Below are 17,539 nucleotides of genomic sequence, written 5' to 3'. Positions count from 1 at the left end.
AGGACAGTTCAACACTGTCCTTTTTTATTGTCATTAGGCCTGGATAAAGTGGTGTTGGCGCCAGAGGAAGTGCAGCCCGAGACTCAGACTACGCGCCAGCATAAAGGCACTCATCGCAACCCAGAGAGCATGGTTACCCAGAGGTTGCAGTATGAACCAGACCGGGAAAAATACTGCCAAGCTGGCGAAAATCATGCTGTTACGCATCACTTTACCCTTGGTGGCACCAATATAGACGCCGTCAAATAGATAGGAAGCAAATGCCAGCAGCGGCAGGACGATAAGCCATGGCAGATAGAGTAGGGCGGTGTGGCGAACCTCGGGAATATTGGTCAGTATGCCGATGAGCTGCTCACCGAAAATCCAGAAACAACCGCTGAAGCCCAGGGCTATGATGGCAGACCAGCTAAACGCCAGGGCGACCGCTTGCCTGAGTGCATCCAAGTGTTTTTGTCCCATAGCTCGGCCCACTTCGGCCTCTGCGTAGTAGGCTATACCGTCCAAAGCGTAAGAAATCAGCAGCAACATATTTAATAACACGGCATTGGCTGCGACAGTTTCATCGCCGAGCCCGGCTCCCTTGAAGGTCATAAAGGCGAAGGTGGCCTGCAAACACAAGCTGCGGATAAAGATATCCAGGTTCAGGCTCAAGAGGCGACTAAAGTCGCGGGGATGCAACTGCCCGAGCAGCTCAGCAATAGGCGGCACATTGAACTGTTTTAACTGGCGCAATACCATAGTACAGGCTACGGCACAGGCGGTCATATCGGCGATGACGGATGCCAGGGCCGCGCCTTCTACGCCCCAACCCAAACCTATAACAAACAGCAGATCCAGAGCTATATTGGCACAGTTGGCGATGATCAACTGCCACATGGCGGCCTTGGGTTGCTGACGACCGAGTAGCCAGCCAAGTAGAGCCAGGTTCAGCAATGCAAACGGGGCCGACCAGATACGAATGGAAAAGTAGCTGGCGGCGTAGTGGCTGACTTGCTCACTGGCATCGGAGAAACTGGCGGCCAGGCTGAGTATCGGCCCTTGCAACAGCAGAGCCAACAAGCCGAGAAAAAGTGCCAGCGAGCCAGCCTGCAACAACAGCTGTAGTTGCCGAGGCTTGTCATCGGCACCATAGGCTTGGGCAACCAGGCCCGTGGTGGCCATACGTAGAAAACCCAGCAACCAGAATAGCAGTGTTATAATGGTCGAACCGACGGCGACGCCACCGAGATAATAGGCGTCACTCAAGTGTCCTATGACAGCCGTATCTACCAGACCCAGTAGCGGTACCGTAATGTTGGACAGTATCATTGGAAGCGCCAGTGCAAACAGCTGACGATTTTTTTGCCTGTCGAACAGGCCAATGCTGGTGGTCATAATTTCTCAGAGGTTAATGATGTTGAAAAAGCTGTGCTTTTTGCTCTGCAGTTGCCTTGGACTAATGAGTTCATCTGCCCTGGCGGCTGTCATTCTACAGTATCACCATGTTTCCGACAGCTCGCCGGTCAGTACCAGTGTGACTCCGGCCCAGTTTCGGGAGCAGATGCAGTATCTGGCTGATCATGATTTCAATGTGGTGCCGCTGACCCAAGTAATAGAGGCGATTCGTCAGTCCAAAACGCTGGCTCCGAGAACGGTTGCCATTACCTTCGATGATGGTTACCTCAACATTGCTGAGACGGCGCATCCAATACTGAAAGAGTTTGGCTTTCCCTACACATTGTTTGTGGCGATTGAGCCGATAGAAAAGGGTTACCGCGAGATGATGAGTTGGGAGCAGCTCAGAATACTGGCGGCAGAAGGCGCCGAAATTGCCAATCACAGTTGGGGGCATGAGCATCTTATCCGCCGCAATACCGCCGAAACCGAGGAGCAGTGGCTGGCGCGAATCGAAGCCAACCTGCTGGCGACCGAAGCCCGAATTGCCAAAGAAACCGGCGACAACTTGAAGATACTCGCCTATCCCTATGGCGAATATAACAGCCAGTTGGAGGCCTTGTTGCAGCGTCTGGGATTTGTTGGATTGGGGCAGCAGTCCGGTGCGGCTGGCCCTCACTCTGCCTTGACCTCTTTGCCGCGTTTCCCCGTGGCCGGCGCCTATGCCGATATGAATGCTCTCAAGGTGAAACTGCATAGCCTGAATATGCCGGTGCAGGCCATCTCCCCCAGTAACCCTGAGTTACCTATGGGCCAGTGGCGGCCCGAACTCGAGGTGACTCTGGACATGAGCGATATCAATCAGTCGCAGCTCATGTGTTATGTACAGGGGCAGGGCGCCAAGAAACCGCAATGGTTGTCGGCGAATCGTTTCCGAATTCAGGCTGAACTGGACTTGCCGCCGGGGCGTTCCAGATACAACTGTACTGCTCCCAGTAAACGTCACGGCAGCTATTATTGGTTTTCCCAAGCATGGGTTAGGCCAAAGGATGATGGCAGCTGGGTCAAGGAGTAGTCAGTAATTGCAACAACCTAGCCGGGATATTCGCCAGTGGTAACTGCTCGTTGCAGGCATTGAGTGCCACTGCCGAGCCCGGCATTCCCCAAACCACAGAACTGGCCTCATCCTGGGCTATGGTGTGGGCTCCCGCTTGATGCATTTTCAGCAGGCCTGCCGCACCGTCTTTACCCATGCCCGTGAGTATCACCCCTATCGCCGACTTAGCGGCAATCTCGGCAATGCTGTTGAACAGCACATCCACCGAGGGCTTATGGCGGTTGACGGTTTCCGTGTCCAGCAGCCGGGTGTAGATATGAGCGCCACGGCGCTCGAGTACCAAGTGGGCATGGCCCGGTGCCAGATAGGCAACGCCCTGAGTCAATCTTTCCCCGCCTTGAGCCTCTATCACTTCCATTCTGGCGTGTTGGTTGAGGCGGCGGGCAAATGAAGCGCTGAAGGCCGCGGGAATATGTTGGGCTATGACTATGGGGGGGGTATTGGCCGGCAGCGGCGCCACTACCCGTTGAATGGCCTCAGTACCGCCGGTGGAAGCGCCTATGGCTATGATGCGGTTTTTGAGTTTGGCATCACCGTTCAGTGGCGCAGTGCTGCCTTGTTGAGGGGTGACATGGCTGGCGGCAGCCAGATGCACCTTATCGATCAGCTCTTGCTGATAGTCCAGAAGCCTATTGGTCAAGTCCTGTTTAGGCTTGGCGATAAAGTCGACCGCCCCGAGGGATAAGGCCTCCAGGGTCACGTCTGCGCCGCGCTCGGTCAAAGACGATACCATCACTACAGGCATGGGTCTTAGGCGCATCAAGTTGCGCAGAAAGGCCAGGCCATCCATCTTGGGCATTTCCACATCCAGGGTCAGTACATCTGGCTGCAGCGCTTTAATCATCTCTCTGGCTTCGTAGGGGTCCTCGGCGCAGCCGACGACATCTATGTCTTGGGCCTGGCTGAGCATATGACTCAGCAACTGGCGTACCAGTGCCGAGTCGTCAACAATCAGAACTTTTACCATGATCAGTATGGCTCCTTGCTTCCTGAGACATGGGACAGCCGCGGCAGAGTCGAATCCTGATGCCGTAGGCGATAAGTGGTTTGAGCGACGGTTTCAAACTCACGGGAGATATTGGTCAGGCTTTCTGAGTGACCGATAAACAACACACCATCATCGGCCAGGAGTTTTCTGAAACCGGCCACTATCTTCTGCTTGGTGCTCTGGTCGAAATAGATCAGCACATTACGGCAGAAGATGGCATCGAATGGGCCCTGCATCGGCCAGGGCTCCAGTAAGTTGAGCTGCTTGAAGAAGAGTAACTTTTTGATCTGGTTGCTAATGCTGAACTCTTCCGCTGCGCCTTGCAGATAGTGGTGCCACCTTTCAGGGATGGCCTCCATTCCGGCCAGGGGATAAACTCCGGCTTCGGCTCTGGCCAACACATTGGTATCGAGATCGGTTGCCAATATTTTCAGATCCCAACCCGAGGCGGCGGGAAAGTGCTCTGCCAAGATCATGGCTATGCTGCAGGGCTCTTCACCACTGGAGCAGGCTGCGGACCAGATTCTCAGCCTGTGCTGCTTGCGCTGCTGCCAATAGGGTACCAGCTCGGTTTCCAGAAAATTGAAGTGATGCCGCTCCCGGAAAAAAGCGGTCAGATTGGTGGTCAGCGCGTTGATAAAGGGCGCCAGTTCCAGAGGGTCGCTTTGTAGTTTGAGACAATAATCGCCGAAATTGGTCAGCCGCAACATCCGCAATCGGCGGCTGAGCCTGGAATACACCATATGGCGCTTACGCTCGGGTAACACTATCCCTGTGTGTTGGTAGGCCAGCTCGCGGATAATGCCAAAGTCCGCGGCTGTCATTGGGAATGCCTTTTCCTCATTTAAACTCAATTAGCGCCTCCTAGAACTCGCTCCACTCTTCTGAACTGACACGGATCTTGGGGGACTTATCCCCGGCGATCAGGGTCAGAGGTTTATTGGTGCCCCGTTCCAGATTAGCGGTATTGAAAAAGCCCAATTGACGCTTCATGCTCCTGGCCTGTTCGGCCATGGCATCACCGGCTGCCGAGACCTGCTCCACCAGGGCGGCATTTTGCTGGGTCATTTCATCCATCTGCGACACAGCCTTATTGACCTCCTGGATCCCAACTGATTGCTGCTCGGCGGCTATGCTGATCTGGTTGATCATGTCGGCAACTTTAGAGACGGCTTGCACTATCTCCTGCAGGGTTTCACCGGATTGATTGACCAACTGGGTGCCATCCGTAACTTTGTTGACGCTGTCGCGGATAAGTTCTTTGATCTCTTTGGCAGCACCGGCGCTGCGCTGTGCTAGGTTACGTACCTCTCCGGCCACAACTGCAAAACCACGGCCCTGTTCTCCGGCTCTGGCTGCCTCGACCGCAGCATTCAGCGCCAGCAGGTTGGTTTGGAAGGCGATTTCATCTATCACGCTGATGATGTCGGCAATGCGCTTGCTCGAGGTGTTGATCTCCTCCATGGCACTAACGGCCTGTTTGACTACCTTGCCACCTTCGCCAGCCTTCTCGCTGGCCTGCTGGGCTAAGTTGTTGGCTAGATTGGCATTTTCGGCGCTTTGTTTCACAGTGGCCGTCATCTGCTCCATGCTGGAGGCGGTTTGTTCCAGGGAGGCGGCCTGCTCTTCGGTACGCTGGCTAAGGTCGGCGTTGCCCTGAGCTATCTCTTCGGCTCCAGAGGTGACGGTATTGGCCGAGTCATTGATACCCCCAATCACTTCGGTCAACTTGCTGATGGTGGCGTTGGCATCTTGCTGCAGCTTGGCAAACTGACCCCGATATTCGCCGTCGAGTTTACGATCCAGTTGCCCCTTGGCCAGGCCATCGAAGATATCGGCGACTTTGGAAATGACATTGTCGGCGATGCCGACCAAGCGGTTAAGGCCGTTGGAAAGATTAAGGAAGAAGCCTTCCTTGTTATGAATATCCAGGCGGCGGCTCAGATCACCGTCGTTGGCCGCCGTGATAATGGCATCAATCTCCTGCTCTATGGCTACCTCATCGGTACGATCGGCCCATTCAACCACAGTGCCAATTCGTCCCTGTTCCGCGTCCAGTATCGGGTTGGCAATGATTCTGAAGGTACGGCCACCGACTTGCAGCTGGCTGTCGTAGGTCTCGGTTAATCCGGCGAGAATATTGCGCTGGTGACTGGGGACCTTGTGGAAACCATCGATATTTTGTCCCAGCAGTTTGTCGGCATTGAACTTGGGCAGATCGCGAAGAATATCTTTCTCGGCTGCTTGAAACATCTGCTGCACAGCCTGGTTGAGGTAGATGATATTGCCGTCGTTATCCGCCACCATGGTATTTGAACTGACATTATCCAATGCCTGACGAATGCGAGCATTTTCGGCCGCCAGCTGTTTTTCCTGCTGCTCTCTGGCCAGGCTGGCGGTGATATCCTGCCACTCCACAACTGTGCCGGTACGCTTGCCTTGTTCAAATACCGGGGTGGCAATCAGGTTGAATGTCAGCCCGGCCACCTTGATGCGGGTGTTATAGCTGTCGGTGAGCTGGTCCAGCAATTGTCGCTGATGCTCAGGATGGCGATGGAAGATATCGATATTGCTGCCAATCAGCTTGCTCATGTTGAAGGTCTGCAACTCCTGTTGCAGCTTTTGCTCATTGCCGGCCAGCATTTCATTTAGTGAGTCGTTCAGGTAGATGATCTTGTAGTCGCTATCGGCGACCATCACATTGGCCTGGCAGACATTGAGGGCCTGCTTGATGCGGGTGTTCTCTGTAGCGCTTTGCTGCTCCAATTGTTGTTTGCTAAGGGCTTCGGTGAGATCTTGCCATTCGACCACAGTGGCAATACGTTGCTTGTTTTCGTCGAATACCGGCGAAGCTATCAGGCTGAAGGTACGACGACCTACCTTGATTTGAGTCGAGTAGACCTGCTCCAAGCCGGCGATCAATTTCCTTTGATGCTCAGGGTTGCGGTGGAAAACATCCATATTGGCACCCTGCAGCTTGTCGGCCTGGAATTTGGGCAACACCTCTTGAATGTCGGCCTCGGCGTCCTGCATGGTTTGTTGCAGCGAGTGGTTGAAGTAGAGAATGTCACCGGCAGGATTGGCCACCATCACATTGGCCTGGCAGATATCCAGAGCCTTGAGAATGGCTTGCTGCTGTCGTTGGCTCTGACGCCAACGGCTGAGCTCCTCCAGCAGTGGCTTCCAGCCCGGCAGATCAAGCTCGGCAAACTGCTGCGTGCCGTCTTTCAGCAACCTCTGCAGTTGGTTGATGGCGCTATCCAGGGTGCCTTTGTGCTTGAGTGAGTGCAATAGCCCAAGCAGTATGCAAACCAGAGTGACGCCCTGCAGAATAATAATGATATTGGGATCCTGGCCTAGCAGCATGAGCGCCATCACGGCGATGCCCGTGATTAAGCCAAGCAGATTCCAGGGATTGCTGTTGATTAGGTTGGCATTGGCGGCATCCATTCTTCTTTCCTCGATGTCTTAAAGGTTGGCAGCCTGAGGCTGTTCCAAGTCCAGTTGCTGCAGCAAACTGGAAAGTTGTGATGCATCCGGCAGCACTTCATTACCGAGTAACATATTGATATTCAATAGTATGACCATCTTATCGGCCACACAGGTGAGCCCATGGATGAAACGCATGTCCGTGTCCTGGCCAAAATCGGGCGCACTGCGGATCTCGCTCTGGGTGATACTGAAAACATCGGAAACGGCATCCACCACTATGCCCATCACCTTGTGCTGTTTATCCAGGCGCACTTTCAGCACTATCACTACTGTGGTTGGGCCATATGCCAGGGTCTTGATACCGAACCTTTGGCGCAGATCTATGATGGGGACTATGGTGCCGCGCAGATTGATCACCCCTTTGACATGGGGCGGTGCATTGGGAATAACCGTGGTTGCTTCCCAGCCACGGATCTCCTGCACCGAGAGAATATCGACGCCATATTCCTCATCGGCCATCATAAAGGTGAGGTATTGCTGTGATTGATCTTCCGCAGCTGCCGATGTTGCAGGGTTGGATTCTGTCATTGCGCTTCCCTTCTAGGCTGCATGTTCCTGAGTTTGATTGAGGCCAGACATGGCTACGAGTCCGGGAATATCCACTATCAGTGCCACCCGGCCGTCACCGAGAATGGTGGCGCCGGAAACCCCGGGCACTTTGGCGTAGTTGTCTTCCAGACTCTTGATCACCACTTGTTGCTGCGCCAGTAACTCATCGACCAGCAGGCCGACTTTTTGGTTGTTGTTGTCCACCACCATCACCAGCCCCTCTTTGACCTCTTTGGCCTGAGCCTGGTGATTGAACTGCTGATAAACGCGGATGACCGGCAGGTACTCGTCTCGCAGGCGGATCACTTCGTGCTCTTCAGACAGCTTGTTGACCTTGCTGCTTTCCACTTGCAGCGACTCATAGATGGAGACCAGCGGCACCACATAAGTATGCTCGCCGACCCTCACCAACTGGCCGTCGAGAATGGCCAGGGTTAAAGGCAAACGAATGGTAAAACGGCTCCCCTTGCCGGGCGTTGAGGCCAGCTCTACACTGCCGCTGAGTGCTTGAATGTTGCGTTTGACCACATCCATACCCACGCCCCGGCCAGAGAGGTCGGAGACGCTGTCGGCGGTAGAAAAGCCGGGTTTAAAGATGAGTTGCTGAATCGCCTCTGTGCTGAGTTCTTCTTCAGCGCCGACCAAGCCTTTATCTCTGGCCTTGGCGAGAATTCTGCCGGTATCCAATCCTGCGCCGTCGTCGGTGATTTCTATGACGATATTGCCGCCTTGATGGAAGGCGTTGAGGGTGATCCTGCCGGTTTCCGGTTTACCCTTGGCGCTGCGCACTGCTGGGGATTCAATGCCGTGATCCAAAGAGTTACGTACCAGATGCACCATGGGGTCGACAATTTTCTCCATCACAGTCTTGTCCAGCTCTGTCTCCTCACCTTTGAGGAGCAGCTCGACTTTCTTGCCCAGCTGCTGACCTATATCGCGTACCAAGCGGGGAAAACGGTTGAAGGCGAAGCTGATAGGCAGCATGCGGATCTGCATCACGCTTTCCTGCAGATCCCGGGTGTGATTGGCCAATTGCTCCAGCCCCTGTTGCAGTGACAGCAGGGCGTTATCGTCAATGCGTTCCTGTTGGCCTATCTGCCCCAACATAGCTTGGGTGATCACCAGCTCACCCACCATATTGATCAGCATGTCTATCTTGTCGGTGCTGACCCGGATAGAACTGGTTTCCGCCGTTTTGGCAACAGCCTTGCCGGACTCCACTTTGGCTGTGGGGGCTGCGACCTGTGTCTCTTGGGAGGCAGGGACAGAAGTCGAGAGGGGGGCTTGTTCCTGCGGTGAGACACCTTCGACAAGCTGTGCCTTGGCGGGTAACTGCTGATAATGGATTTCACAGTCGTCCTCGACCCACTCAAACACCTCTTTTATCCGCTCAAGTGGCGCCTCTGTGTCGAGTTGCAGCTGCCAATACAGACGGCAGGATTCGGGGTCCAGGTCTTCAAACTCAGGCAGTTCCTGCGCTGGCAGGCTGACCTTTAGCTCACCCAGCTCGGCGAGTTCGTTGAACATCAAAATGGGGTCGTTGCCGCATCTGAGAATGTCGGCGCCGGCATGGAAATCTATCTGCCAGCTGAGCCCAATATCTTTGGTTTCAGACTCTTTGGTTTCAGAATCTTTGGTTTCTGATACTTTGGCTGCTGCCTTTTCATTGTTTTGGCAGGCGTTATCCGGCGTGTCTTCGATCCCGGCAACTGCGGACAGCTCCTGATTGAAGCGGTTTTCCAGCTCTTGTTGCTGGGGCGATTCAAAGCTTTGACCTGCCATCAAGGCCTGCAGCATGTTGCGCAGCAGATCCACCGACAAGAGCAACATATCCTGATGATTGGCGGTCATTTCCCGGCGGCCATCACGGATTTCATCCAACAGGGTTTCCAGCAAGTGGGTGAATCCGGCGACCTGGTTGAAACCAAAAGTGGCACTGCCTCCCTTAATCGAATGGGCGGCACGAAAAATGGTATTTATGGTTTCCGGATCCGGTTGCTGCACGTTCAGTTTCAGCAGCTCAGATTCCATGACCTCCAGGCCTTCGAGGCTTTCTTCAAAGAACACCTGGGTGAATTGGCTCAGATCTATGTCCATATATCCGCTCCTTGCCGGAGGCTAACCCAATACTTTGCGAACCGTGGCCAACAGCTGATCCGGGTTGAAGGGTTTGACTATCCAACCGGTGGCTCCGGCGGCTCGTCCCTGTTGCTTCTTGTCTGTGGTCGACTCTGTGGTCAGCATCAACATGGGCACAAACTTGTAGTTGGGCAGCTCGCGCAAGTTACGTATCAGCTCGATACCATCCATAATTGGCATGTTGACGTCCGATATCACCAGGTCAAACTCTCTGCCTTGGGCTACTTTCAACGCTTCCTCGCCATTGTTGGCTTCGGTCACGTCGAAACCTGCTGTCTTGAGAGTAAAGCTCACCATTTGCCGCATGGAGGCTGAATCATCAACTGCGAGGATTGTCTTCATTGAGCGTTTCCTTTTCAAAATCTGAATCGAGTGTCGGGATCCTGATCCCCAGGCGTGTCAGTTGAGCGATAAAGGCGGGTTGAGCCTGTTGCCATGACAGTTTCAACCCTCGCTTGTCGCAACTCAGCGCAAACAGGTACAGCAACTGGGCGCAGGCAGTATCCACCTTGTGCAACTCACCGGCATCCAGGATCAATTCATCGACCCGATGCAGGAGTTCCAATAGTTTTTGGTAGAGTGGCTGAATATTGCGAATGCTGATCTCTGTTCCCAGTGCCAGTGTGTCGATGGACATAGTGCTTCCCTGTTTTCCCAACACACAAAAGATAGTCGGCAAATTTCACTTCTGCCTCTTTTCAAAAGAAAAATGGTATATGAATGACTAGGCTCTTTAGGGGGTTAGTGAGGCCCTCGATACTGAGTAACCAGAGTACGGAAGTCGGCCAGCAGTTCATCGTTGCGGATTTGCGGCAGTTGTCCGGGAGTTTGTGAACTGGGCTTGATGGTGGCGTAGCGGCGGCCGTCGGGTGAGATCAGGATCAAAGAGGCGCTGTGATCCACTTGGTAGTCAGGGCCATCGCCGACCAGTGAATACACCAGGCCCAGATCGCGGCTGAAGGGCAGTAATGCCGGGTGCTCGGCCCGCAAACCTATGAACTCGGGATTAAAGAAGGCCAGGTAGTCCTTGAGTTTGCTTTGGCTGTCACGCTCAGGATCGACACTGAGTAGTATCACCTGTATTGGTGCCACTTGTGCCAGTTTCGGGTAGACGGCACTGAGTTTGCCGAGGGTGGTTGGGCATACGTCCGGGCAGGAGGTGTAACCGGCGAAAATCAGACTCCATTGCTGTTTTAGCTTGTCATTATCGAATTGATGACCGTTTTGGTCCTGCAACTCAAAAGGTTGCAGTGGTCTCGGGGTTTCATATTGAAAGCTGGTTTGTAGTGCCTGCGGCGGCTGAGACGAAGGTCGGTGAAACAGCTGCACACTGGCCAAACCGCCAAGACCTATGAGTAAAATCCCCGCCACCAAGATGCGTTTCTTCATGATTCAACTCCAGAGGTAATGATCCACCAGCAGGGCAATAAACAGCAGCATCAGCTGATAGATGGAGAAACGGAACACGGCCATCGCCAGTCCGGGGCGATCGGCAAACTTGAGTTGCCAGGCCTTGTAGATAAACAGGCAACTGAGAATGGTGGAAGCCAGCAGATAGACGGGGCCACTCAAGCCAACCAAAACCGGTAATAAGCAGGCGATGGCCAGCAGAAGGGTGTAGAGCAGAATACAGGTCTTGGTAAATTCCACCCCGTGAGTCACAGGCAGCATGGGGATATCCACCTTGGCGTACTCTTTTTGACGGTGAATGGCCAAGGCCCAGAAATGAGGCGGAGTCCAGGTGAAAATAATGATCACCAACAGCCAGGCGTGGCCGTGAAAGTCATTGGTTACCGCCGTCCAACCCAGCAGTGGCGGCATGGCACCGGCAAGGCCACCTATCACGATATTTTGGGGGGTTGCCCGCTTTAAATAGGCGGTATAGATAAGGGCGTAGCCAATCAGGCTGGCACAGGTTAACCAGGCGGTGAGTGGATTCACCAGCCAATAGAGTAGGGTAAAGCCCGCCAGTCCAAGCAAGACGGCAAAGCTCAAGGCTCGACTCACGCTCACTCGTCCCTTGGGTAAGGGGCGGTTATAAGTGCGGGCCATCAGGCCATCGATGCGTCGATCGATAAGGTGATTCAAGGCGGCCGCCGAGCCCGCCATCATGGCAATTCCCATTAACCCGGCAAGCAAGGGCTGTAGGGGGACGGCACCGGGCAACGCCAGGCACATGCCCACCAGGACGGTGAGCAGCATCAGCGCCACCACCTTGGGTTTGGTCATTTCCAGGTAATCGCGCCAGGAGATCTCTGTGCGGGTCGCGTCCTGGGCTATGGAGAGTAGTTTAGCCATAAACAGTCCCTCTTTAGGCTTTACGCCAAAGCGCATAGTTGATGAATACCAAAGTCAGCAGCAGCAGGGCTGCGCCGCCGTTATGGGCAACCGCCACCGGCAGCGGCAGATGCAGCAATACGTTGGCCAGGCCCAATGACAGCTGTAATCCCAGCACTAAGGTGAGTACCAGAGCCGAGCGTTTCAGCATGCTCGAGTCGGCTCTGCGCCAGAGCATGAATGCCAGGGTGAGTACCACTATCGCGGTCAGCAGGGCACCTATTCGGTGGGCAATATGTATGGTCATCCGGGTGTGATAATCCAATACGCCGAACTCAAAGCTGGGATGCTGCCCCTGAAAAGGAGAGAAGGCATCTGCCAGACGTAGGTTGCTGCTCCAGTCACCTTCGCAGATAGGCAACTCTGTGCAGGCCAGGGCGGCGTAGTTGGAGGAGGTCCAACCGCCAAGCAGAATTTGCAGTACCACAATGGCCAGCGCCACCATGGCCAAAGGCGCCAAGGTGCGGGCTTTGGGATCGCCATCCGGAATTTGCAGCGGCCGGAGCCTGAGATATAGCAGCAACAACAGCGAAAACAGGGTGAATCCCCCGAGCAGGTGAGACATGACCACGATGGGCATCAGTTTCATGGTCACAGTCCACATTCCCAGCAGCGCTTGAAATACGATCAGTGCGGCGATCAGTCCCGGCAGCTTCTTCGGGGTTGCGCTGCCACGCCAACTCTGGAGCAAAATAAGTAATACCAGGATCCCCAGTGAACCGGCCACGTATCTGTGGATCATCTCCAGCCAGGCTTTCTTGGGTTCTATTTCTTGTCCCGGAAAGTGGCGTTCGACATGAGCCAATTCATGGGCCTGAGAAGGCACCTTGATATGGCCATAGCAACCGGGCCAGTCGGGGCAGCCAAGGCCGGCATCCGACAGCCGGGTGTAGGCGCCCAACAGGATGACCGTCAGAGTGCAGATGAGGGTCATCTTCAGTAGCAAGTTCAGTTTCATCAGCCCACCCTCGAGAGTTTCAACAGCTTGCGCAGGTCGCTGACCAAGGCCTTGCCTTGCAGGAGTTGGCCCTGGTGATCCACTACCCCCGGATAGGCCAACACCCAAGCGCCCAGAGGGTCGACTATCACTAACATCTGCTGCTGTAATGGATTCTCGGCGGTCAGAGGTTTATCCAGAGTAACTCGATGAAAGTCCTTGTTTAGCGGAGCACCCGTGTCGCTGTCCCGGTTGATGAAAATCAGGGTGTCGACCCTGTCCATCTCGGCGCCCAGCGCCGTATGGCTCTGCTGTAATATGTAGAGCCGTTCCTGGCACAGTTCATCGCAGTTGGCCGGTATCAGGTATAGGACTTGCCAACGGCCGGGAAGTGGGTTGTCGAGCCCAAGTTGTTGATAACCCAGATTAGCCGGCAGCAACTGGCCCTTATTGGTGGCTCCGCCTTGATACAGCTCGAAGCTCAGTACCAGTTTTGCCAGTATCACAGGCAGGGCAAAGGCCAGCAGTAGTATCAAGAGTGGTCTTTGGGTTCGGGAGTTCATCCTGGCTCCTCTTGCTGTAATTGGGCGTTCTGAATTCAGCTCGCCCTATGGTTAGTGTGGTTAGTGTCGATTCAGTTTCCAGCGCCACCAGACAAGCAGTAACAACAGGGCGGCAGCCATGGAAAACCACTGCAGGGCATAACCCAAGTGTTTTTCAGCCGGCATGGGCAATGGCTGCCAGGGTCTTGGCAAGTCCACACCTTCCAGCTGAACCGGCTGCAACACGGCTGGGATCAGTTTGTGCCCAAGCAAGTGCTCGAGCTGCGGCCAGTTGAGATTTTGTATTCGCTTGGGCCAACCGGCTTCGGCCAAGAGCTCCTGGCTCAGTGGGTTACTGCCCTTTTGCCACAATCGGCCTTCGAGGGTGAGGCGTGGCGGTAACGGCAATATCTCTGGCAGTTCACTGCGTTTTTCTGGAGCTGGGATAAACCCCAGCTCCAGCAATAACCAGGGTTGCTCCGGCTCAACTTGCAGAGGTTGCAGCAACAGGTAGCCCACGCGTCCTTGGTACACCTGGTTGTCCAGCAGCAATTGCTTGCCGCTCAATACATTGGCACTCAGCTGCAGTTTCTGCCCTGTGAGTCGGCTGTCAGGGTCTTGCCTCAATAGAGCTGAAAAGCTGCTTGGCCCCGCATCCGCTCTTGCGGCAATCTCCTGGGCCAATAGTTGCTTTTCTTCAGCGCGCTGCAGTTGCCAGAATCCCAGCTTGACCATGAGTAGAAACAGCCCCAAAGTAAATAACAGTGCAAGGTAACGCCCCCAAGGGATGGGAGAGTGAATGTCAGTCAGTTTTTTCTTTAAAGTCATATTGGTACTGCTACTGCTGTTCATCATTTTCAACCTTGGTCGCGCCCTGTGGATCATGGTGCGCGGCGATTCATCTGTTCCCATGAGCCGTTTTCTTGGCCGCCGGGTGTTGTTTTCGGCGCTGGTGGTTCTTTTGTTGCTGCTGGCATTGGCGCTGGGGATTATTTCCCCCAATCCCCGGCCTTACTAAAGCACATACACAAAAACAAACAGGCATAGCCAAACCACATCGACAAAGTGCCAATACCAGCTGCCGGCCTGAAAGGCAAAGTGACGCTCAGCGCTGAAGTGCCCCTTTAAAACCCTGAAAAACAGCACCAACAGGAATAGCGTGCCCAGAGTCACATGCATGCCGTGGAAACCTGTCAGCAGGAAGAAGGTGTTGCCATAAACGCCGGACTGCAGCGTCAGCCCCAGCTCAGTGTAGGCATGGACATATTCCTCTCCCTGCAAGATTAAAAACGCCAGTCCCAGCAAGATGGTGAGTCCAAGCCAAAGGGTTAAGGCGGTGCGTTTGCCTTTCTCTAACCCCAGGTGGGCAAAATGCAGGGTAATAGAGGAGGTAAGCAGAATAATGGTGTTGAAAAGGGGTAAACCATTCCAACCCATGGCTTGGGTTTCAGTGCCGTCCGGGGTTTTCAGTAAGGGCCAGCCTGCGCTGAATCCAGGCCAGAGCACTTCGTTGGTCATGGCATTGTTGGATGCGCCACCCAACCAAGGCACGGCCACCATACGGGCATAGAAGAGGGCGCCGAAAAAGGCCGCAAAGAACATCACCTCAGAGAAGATGAACCAACTCATTCCCTGACGAAATGACCTGTCCATCTGTGGCGAATAGAGACCACTCATGGATTCATGGATCACGTTTCTGAACCAGCCAATCAGCATGAACAGAATGACGGCAATTCCTGCCAGCAGTACGTAACTGCCGTGGCCACCGTCAGACTTGAGCTGGGATACATAAGTACCGGCACCATAGGCGATAAGGAAAAGCCCCAATGCGCCGACAATCGGCCAGGCGCTTTGAGCCGGAACATAATAGTGTTCATGTTTACTGGTCATTTCGCTGCTCCTTGCTCCAGGGCATCGGATATCTGTCTATCCGTGATGTCATAGAGGGTGTAAGAGAGGGTCAGAGTGCTGATGGAGTCCGGCAGGTCCGGATCCACGTAAAACACCAGCGGCAGCTCGGCACTGGCATCGGCAGCCAGCGGCTGCTGATTGAAACAGAAGCACTCGGTTTTATTGAAGTAGGCGGCGCCTTGTCCCGGTGAAACGGAAGGGATCGCCTGACCTATCTTGTATTGGTGTGACAGGTTGCGGGCCAGAAAGCGGGTATGGGTCAACTGGCCGGGATGCACCTTGATACGGGTCACTTCCGGCTTGAACTCCCAAGGCATTCCCTTGGCCACCTGAGAGATAAACTCCACAGTGACCAAGCGGCTGTTATCCACTTGGGCACTATAAGTAGCGGCGCTGGTGTTGGTCTTGCCATTGATCCCCAACTGCTGACAAAGCACGTCATAGAGCGGCACCAGGGCAAAGCCGAAGCCGAACATGGCTACGGCGCCAAGCAGCAGCAGGCGTACCAGTTTACGGTTGTCGGGGCGGGAGTCTGCCATATCACTTAATCTCCGGCGGGGTGCTGAAGGTGTGATAAGGCGCCGGACTTGGGAGGGTCCACTCAAGCCCTTGGGCACCTTCCCAAGGTTTGGCCGGAGCCTGGGCGCCGCCGCGAATACACTTGATCACCAGTGCCAGAAATATCAGCTGTGACAGGCCAAAGGCAAAACCGCCTATGGAGACAATCTGATTGACATCGGCAAACTGCACCGAGTAGTCGGGGATGCGTCTGGGCATGCCGGCCAGCCCGAGGAAATGCATCGGGAAGAACAACACATTGACCGAAATGACCGAGCACCAGAAATGCCACTTGGCCAAGGTCTCGCTGTACATATGCCCGGTCCACTTGGGTAGCCAGTAATAGGCGGCGGCCATGATGGAGAAGATGGCGCCGGTGACCAGCACATAATGGAAATGGGCAACCACAAAGTAAGTGTCATGGTATTGGAAGTCGGCTGGGGTGATTGCCAACATTAGGCCGGAGAAGCCGCCTATGGTGAAGAGAATAATAAAGGCACAGGCGAACATCATAGGGGCTTCAAAGCTGATGGCTCCCCGCCACATGGTGGCAACCCAGTTGAATACCTTGACCCCGGTTGGCACGGCAATCAGCATGGTGCAGTACATAAAGAAGAGTTCGGCAAAGACAGGCATACCTGTGGTGAACATGTGGTGTGCCCACACCAGGAAGGAGAGGATCGCGATGCTGGCGGTGGCGTAGACCATTGAGGCGTAGCCAAACAAAGGTTTGCGACTGAATGCCGGAATAATGGCCGAGATGATGCCGAATGACGGCAAGATCATTATGTACACCTCGGGGTGGCCGAAGAACCAGAAAATATGCTGGAACATTACAGGATCTCCGCCGCCGGCGGCATCGAAGAAGCTGGTGCCGAAGAATTTGTCTGTGAGTACCATGGTCACGGCCCCGGCCAATACCGGCATGACGGCTATCAGCAGGAAGGCGGTGATAAGCCAGGTCCAGACGAACAGGGGCAGCTTCATCCAGTTCATGCCAGGTGCGCGCAGATTCACTATGGTGACTATCACGTTGATCGCCCCCATGATTGAGCTTATCCCCATGATATGTATTGAAAAAACAAACAAGGCTGTGCTGTCTGCGCTATAAGTTGTCGACAATGGCGCATAGAAGGTCCAGCCAAAATTGGGGCCGCCACCTTCCATAAACAATGAGCTAAGCAGGATCAGGAAGGCGAAGGGCAAAATCCAGAAGCTCCAGTTGTTCATCCGCGGCAGTGCCATATCCGGCGTACCTATCATCATGGGGATCAACCAGTTGGCCAGACCGGTAAAGGCCGGCATCACGGCGCCAAAAACCATGATAAGGCCATGAACTGTGGTCATTTGGTTAAAGAAGTTGGGTTCGACCAGTTGCAAACCGGGCTGGAATAGCTCAGCACGGATCACCATGGCCATGGCGCCCCCTATCAGGAACATGATGAAGCTGAACCAGAGATAGAGTGTGCCTATGTCTTTATGGTTGGTGGTCAGCAACCAGCGCATGATCCCCTTGGGGGCGTGATGATGCTGGTGTTCCTGTTCAGCGATTTCCTGAACACCGGCTTTCGCATCTTGACTGAATGAGTTCATCT

At 54.3% G+C, this 17,539-nt stretch carries 18 protein-coding genes; 2 read left to right on the top strand and 16 right to left on the bottom strand.

Annotation, left to right across the window (positions count from 1 at the left end):
* Window positions 1-33: 33 nt before the first annotated feature.
* Window positions 34-1,374: an MATE family efflux transporter gene (locus K5621_RS19680; protein ID WP_221050103.1), complete on the bottom strand. Its 1,341-nt coding sequence runs from the start codon at window positions 1,372-1,374 to the stop codon at window positions 34-36.
* 19 nt (window positions 1,375-1,393) lie between these two features.
* Here K5621_RS19680 and K5621_RS19675 point away from each other — a divergent pair, with 19 nt between their 5' ends.
* Window positions 1,394-2,449, top strand: coding sequence for a polysaccharide deacetylase family protein (locus K5621_RS19675; protein ID WP_221051253.1), 1,056 nt, complete (start codon window positions 1,394-1,396; stop codon window positions 2,447-2,449).
* On the opposite strand, the gene K5621_RS19670 is transcribed toward K5621_RS19675, so the two are convergent.
* The 12 genes from K5621_RS19670 to K5621_RS19615 all read right to left on the bottom strand — a co-directional run bounded on the left by K5621_RS19670 (window position 2,439) and on the right by K5621_RS19615 (window position 14,303).
* Complete coding sequence (locus K5621_RS19670) at window positions 2,439-3,458, bottom strand: protein-glutamate methylesterase/protein-glutamine glutaminase (RefSeq protein WP_280638579.1); 1,020 nt, start codon at window positions 3,456-3,458, stop codon at window positions 2,439-2,441. The two genes, K5621_RS19675 and K5621_RS19670, sit on opposite strands and share 11 nt — an antisense overlap.
* A 2-nt stretch (window positions 3,459-3,460) precedes the next feature.
* Window positions 3,461-4,303, bottom strand: coding sequence for a CheR family methyltransferase (locus K5621_RS19665; RefSeq protein ID WP_221050102.1), 843 nt, complete (start codon window positions 4,301-4,303; stop codon window positions 3,461-3,463).
* Between the two features lie 40 nt (window positions 4,304-4,343).
* Window positions 4,344-6,929: a methyl-accepting chemotaxis protein gene (locus K5621_RS20115; protein ID WP_221050101.1), complete on the bottom strand. Its 2,586-nt coding sequence runs from the start codon at window positions 6,927-6,929 to the stop codon at window positions 4,344-4,346.
* Window positions 6,930-6,947: 18 nt separating this feature from the next.
* Window positions 6,948-7,499 (bottom strand): chemotaxis protein CheW, encoded by a 552-nt coding sequence (locus K5621_RS19655; RefSeq protein WP_025888185.1) that lies wholly within the window; start codon window positions 7,497-7,499, stop codon window positions 6,948-6,950.
* A gap of 12 nt (window positions 7,500-7,511) precedes the next feature.
* On the bottom strand, window positions 7,512-9,617 hold the full coding sequence (locus tag K5621_RS19650; RefSeq protein ID WP_221050100.1) for a chemotaxis protein CheA: 2,106 nt from the start codon (window positions 9,615-9,617) through the stop codon (window positions 7,512-7,514).
* A 21-nt stretch (window positions 9,618-9,638) separates the two neighbouring features.
* Window positions 9,639-10,001 (bottom strand): response regulator, encoded by a 363-nt coding sequence (locus K5621_RS19645; RefSeq protein ID WP_025010825.1) that lies wholly within the window; start codon window positions 9,999-10,001, stop codon window positions 9,639-9,641.
* Window positions 9,979-10,296 (bottom strand): STAS domain-containing protein, encoded by a 318-nt coding sequence (locus K5621_RS19640; RefSeq protein ID WP_221050099.1) that lies wholly within the window; start codon window positions 10,294-10,296, stop codon window positions 9,979-9,981. The genes K5621_RS19645 and K5621_RS19640 overlap by 23 nt, the downstream gene beginning before the upstream one ends.
* Before the next feature lie 104 nt (window positions 10,297-10,400).
* Window positions 10,401-11,048, bottom strand: a complete 648-nt coding sequence (locus tag K5621_RS19635) for an SCO family protein (protein ID WP_101096274.1) — start codon at window positions 11,046-11,048, stop codon at window positions 10,401-10,403.
* 3 nt (window positions 11,049-11,051) lie between these two features.
* Entirely contained in the window at window positions 11,052-11,957 is a 906-nt protein-coding gene (gene cyoE, locus K5621_RS19630; RefSeq protein WP_028780842.1) for a heme o synthase, read from the bottom strand.
* A 13-nt stretch (window positions 11,958-11,970) separates the two neighbouring features.
* Window positions 11,971-12,954 carry a COX15/CtaA family protein gene (locus K5621_RS19625; protein WP_221050098.1) on the bottom strand — a complete coding sequence of 328 codons (984 nt, stop codon included), beginning with the start codon at window positions 12,952-12,954 and terminating at the stop codon, window positions 11,971-11,973.
* A complete protein-coding gene (locus K5621_RS19620; RefSeq protein ID WP_100143214.1) occupies window positions 12,954-13,496 on the bottom strand; it encodes a hypothetical protein in 543 nt (180 codons plus the stop codon). Before K5621_RS19620 ends, K5621_RS19625 begins: the two co-directional genes overlap by 1 nt.
* A 60-nt stretch (window positions 13,497-13,556) precedes the next feature.
* Window positions 13,557-14,303, bottom strand: coding sequence for an SURF1 family protein (locus K5621_RS19615; protein ID WP_100143456.1), 747 nt, complete (start codon window positions 14,301-14,303; stop codon window positions 13,557-13,559).
* Between K5621_RS19615 and K5621_RS19610 the strand changes: the two genes are divergently transcribed.
* Window positions 14,275-14,493, top strand: coding sequence for a DUF2909 family protein (locus K5621_RS19610; protein ID WP_025010819.1), 219 nt, complete (start codon window positions 14,275-14,277; stop codon window positions 14,491-14,493). The genes K5621_RS19615 and K5621_RS19610 overlap by 29 nt on opposite strands.
* On the opposite strand, the gene K5621_RS19605 is transcribed toward K5621_RS19610, so the two are convergent.
* The 3 genes from K5621_RS19605 to ctaD are packed head-to-tail and all read right to left on the bottom strand — an operon-like array spanning window position 14,490 to window position 17,537.
* On the bottom strand, window positions 14,490-15,365 hold the full coding sequence (locus tag K5621_RS19605; protein ID WP_025888193.1) for a cytochrome c oxidase subunit 3: 876 nt from the start codon (window positions 15,363-15,365) through the stop codon (window positions 14,490-14,492). The genes K5621_RS19610 and K5621_RS19605 overlap by 4 nt on opposite strands.
* Window positions 15,362-15,925: a cytochrome c oxidase assembly protein gene (locus tag K5621_RS19600; protein WP_028780846.1), complete on the bottom strand. Its 564-nt coding sequence runs from the start codon at window positions 15,923-15,925 to the stop codon at window positions 15,362-15,364. The genes K5621_RS19605 and K5621_RS19600 overlap by 4 nt, the downstream gene beginning before the upstream one ends.
* 1 nt (window position 15,926) lies before the next feature.
* Complete coding sequence (gene ctaD, locus K5621_RS19595; protein ID WP_221050097.1) at window positions 15,927-17,537, bottom strand: cytochrome c oxidase subunit I; 1,611 nt, start codon at window positions 17,535-17,537, stop codon at window positions 15,927-15,929.
* Between the last annotated feature and the right edge of the window lie 2 nt (window positions 17,538-17,539).

This window comes from Shewanella carassii, assembly GCF_019670705.1.
Lineage (GTDB): Bacteria > Pseudomonadota > Gammaproteobacteria > Enterobacterales > Shewanellaceae > Shewanella > Shewanella carassii.
This window is presented reverse-complemented; position numbering and strand designations above follow the sequence as displayed.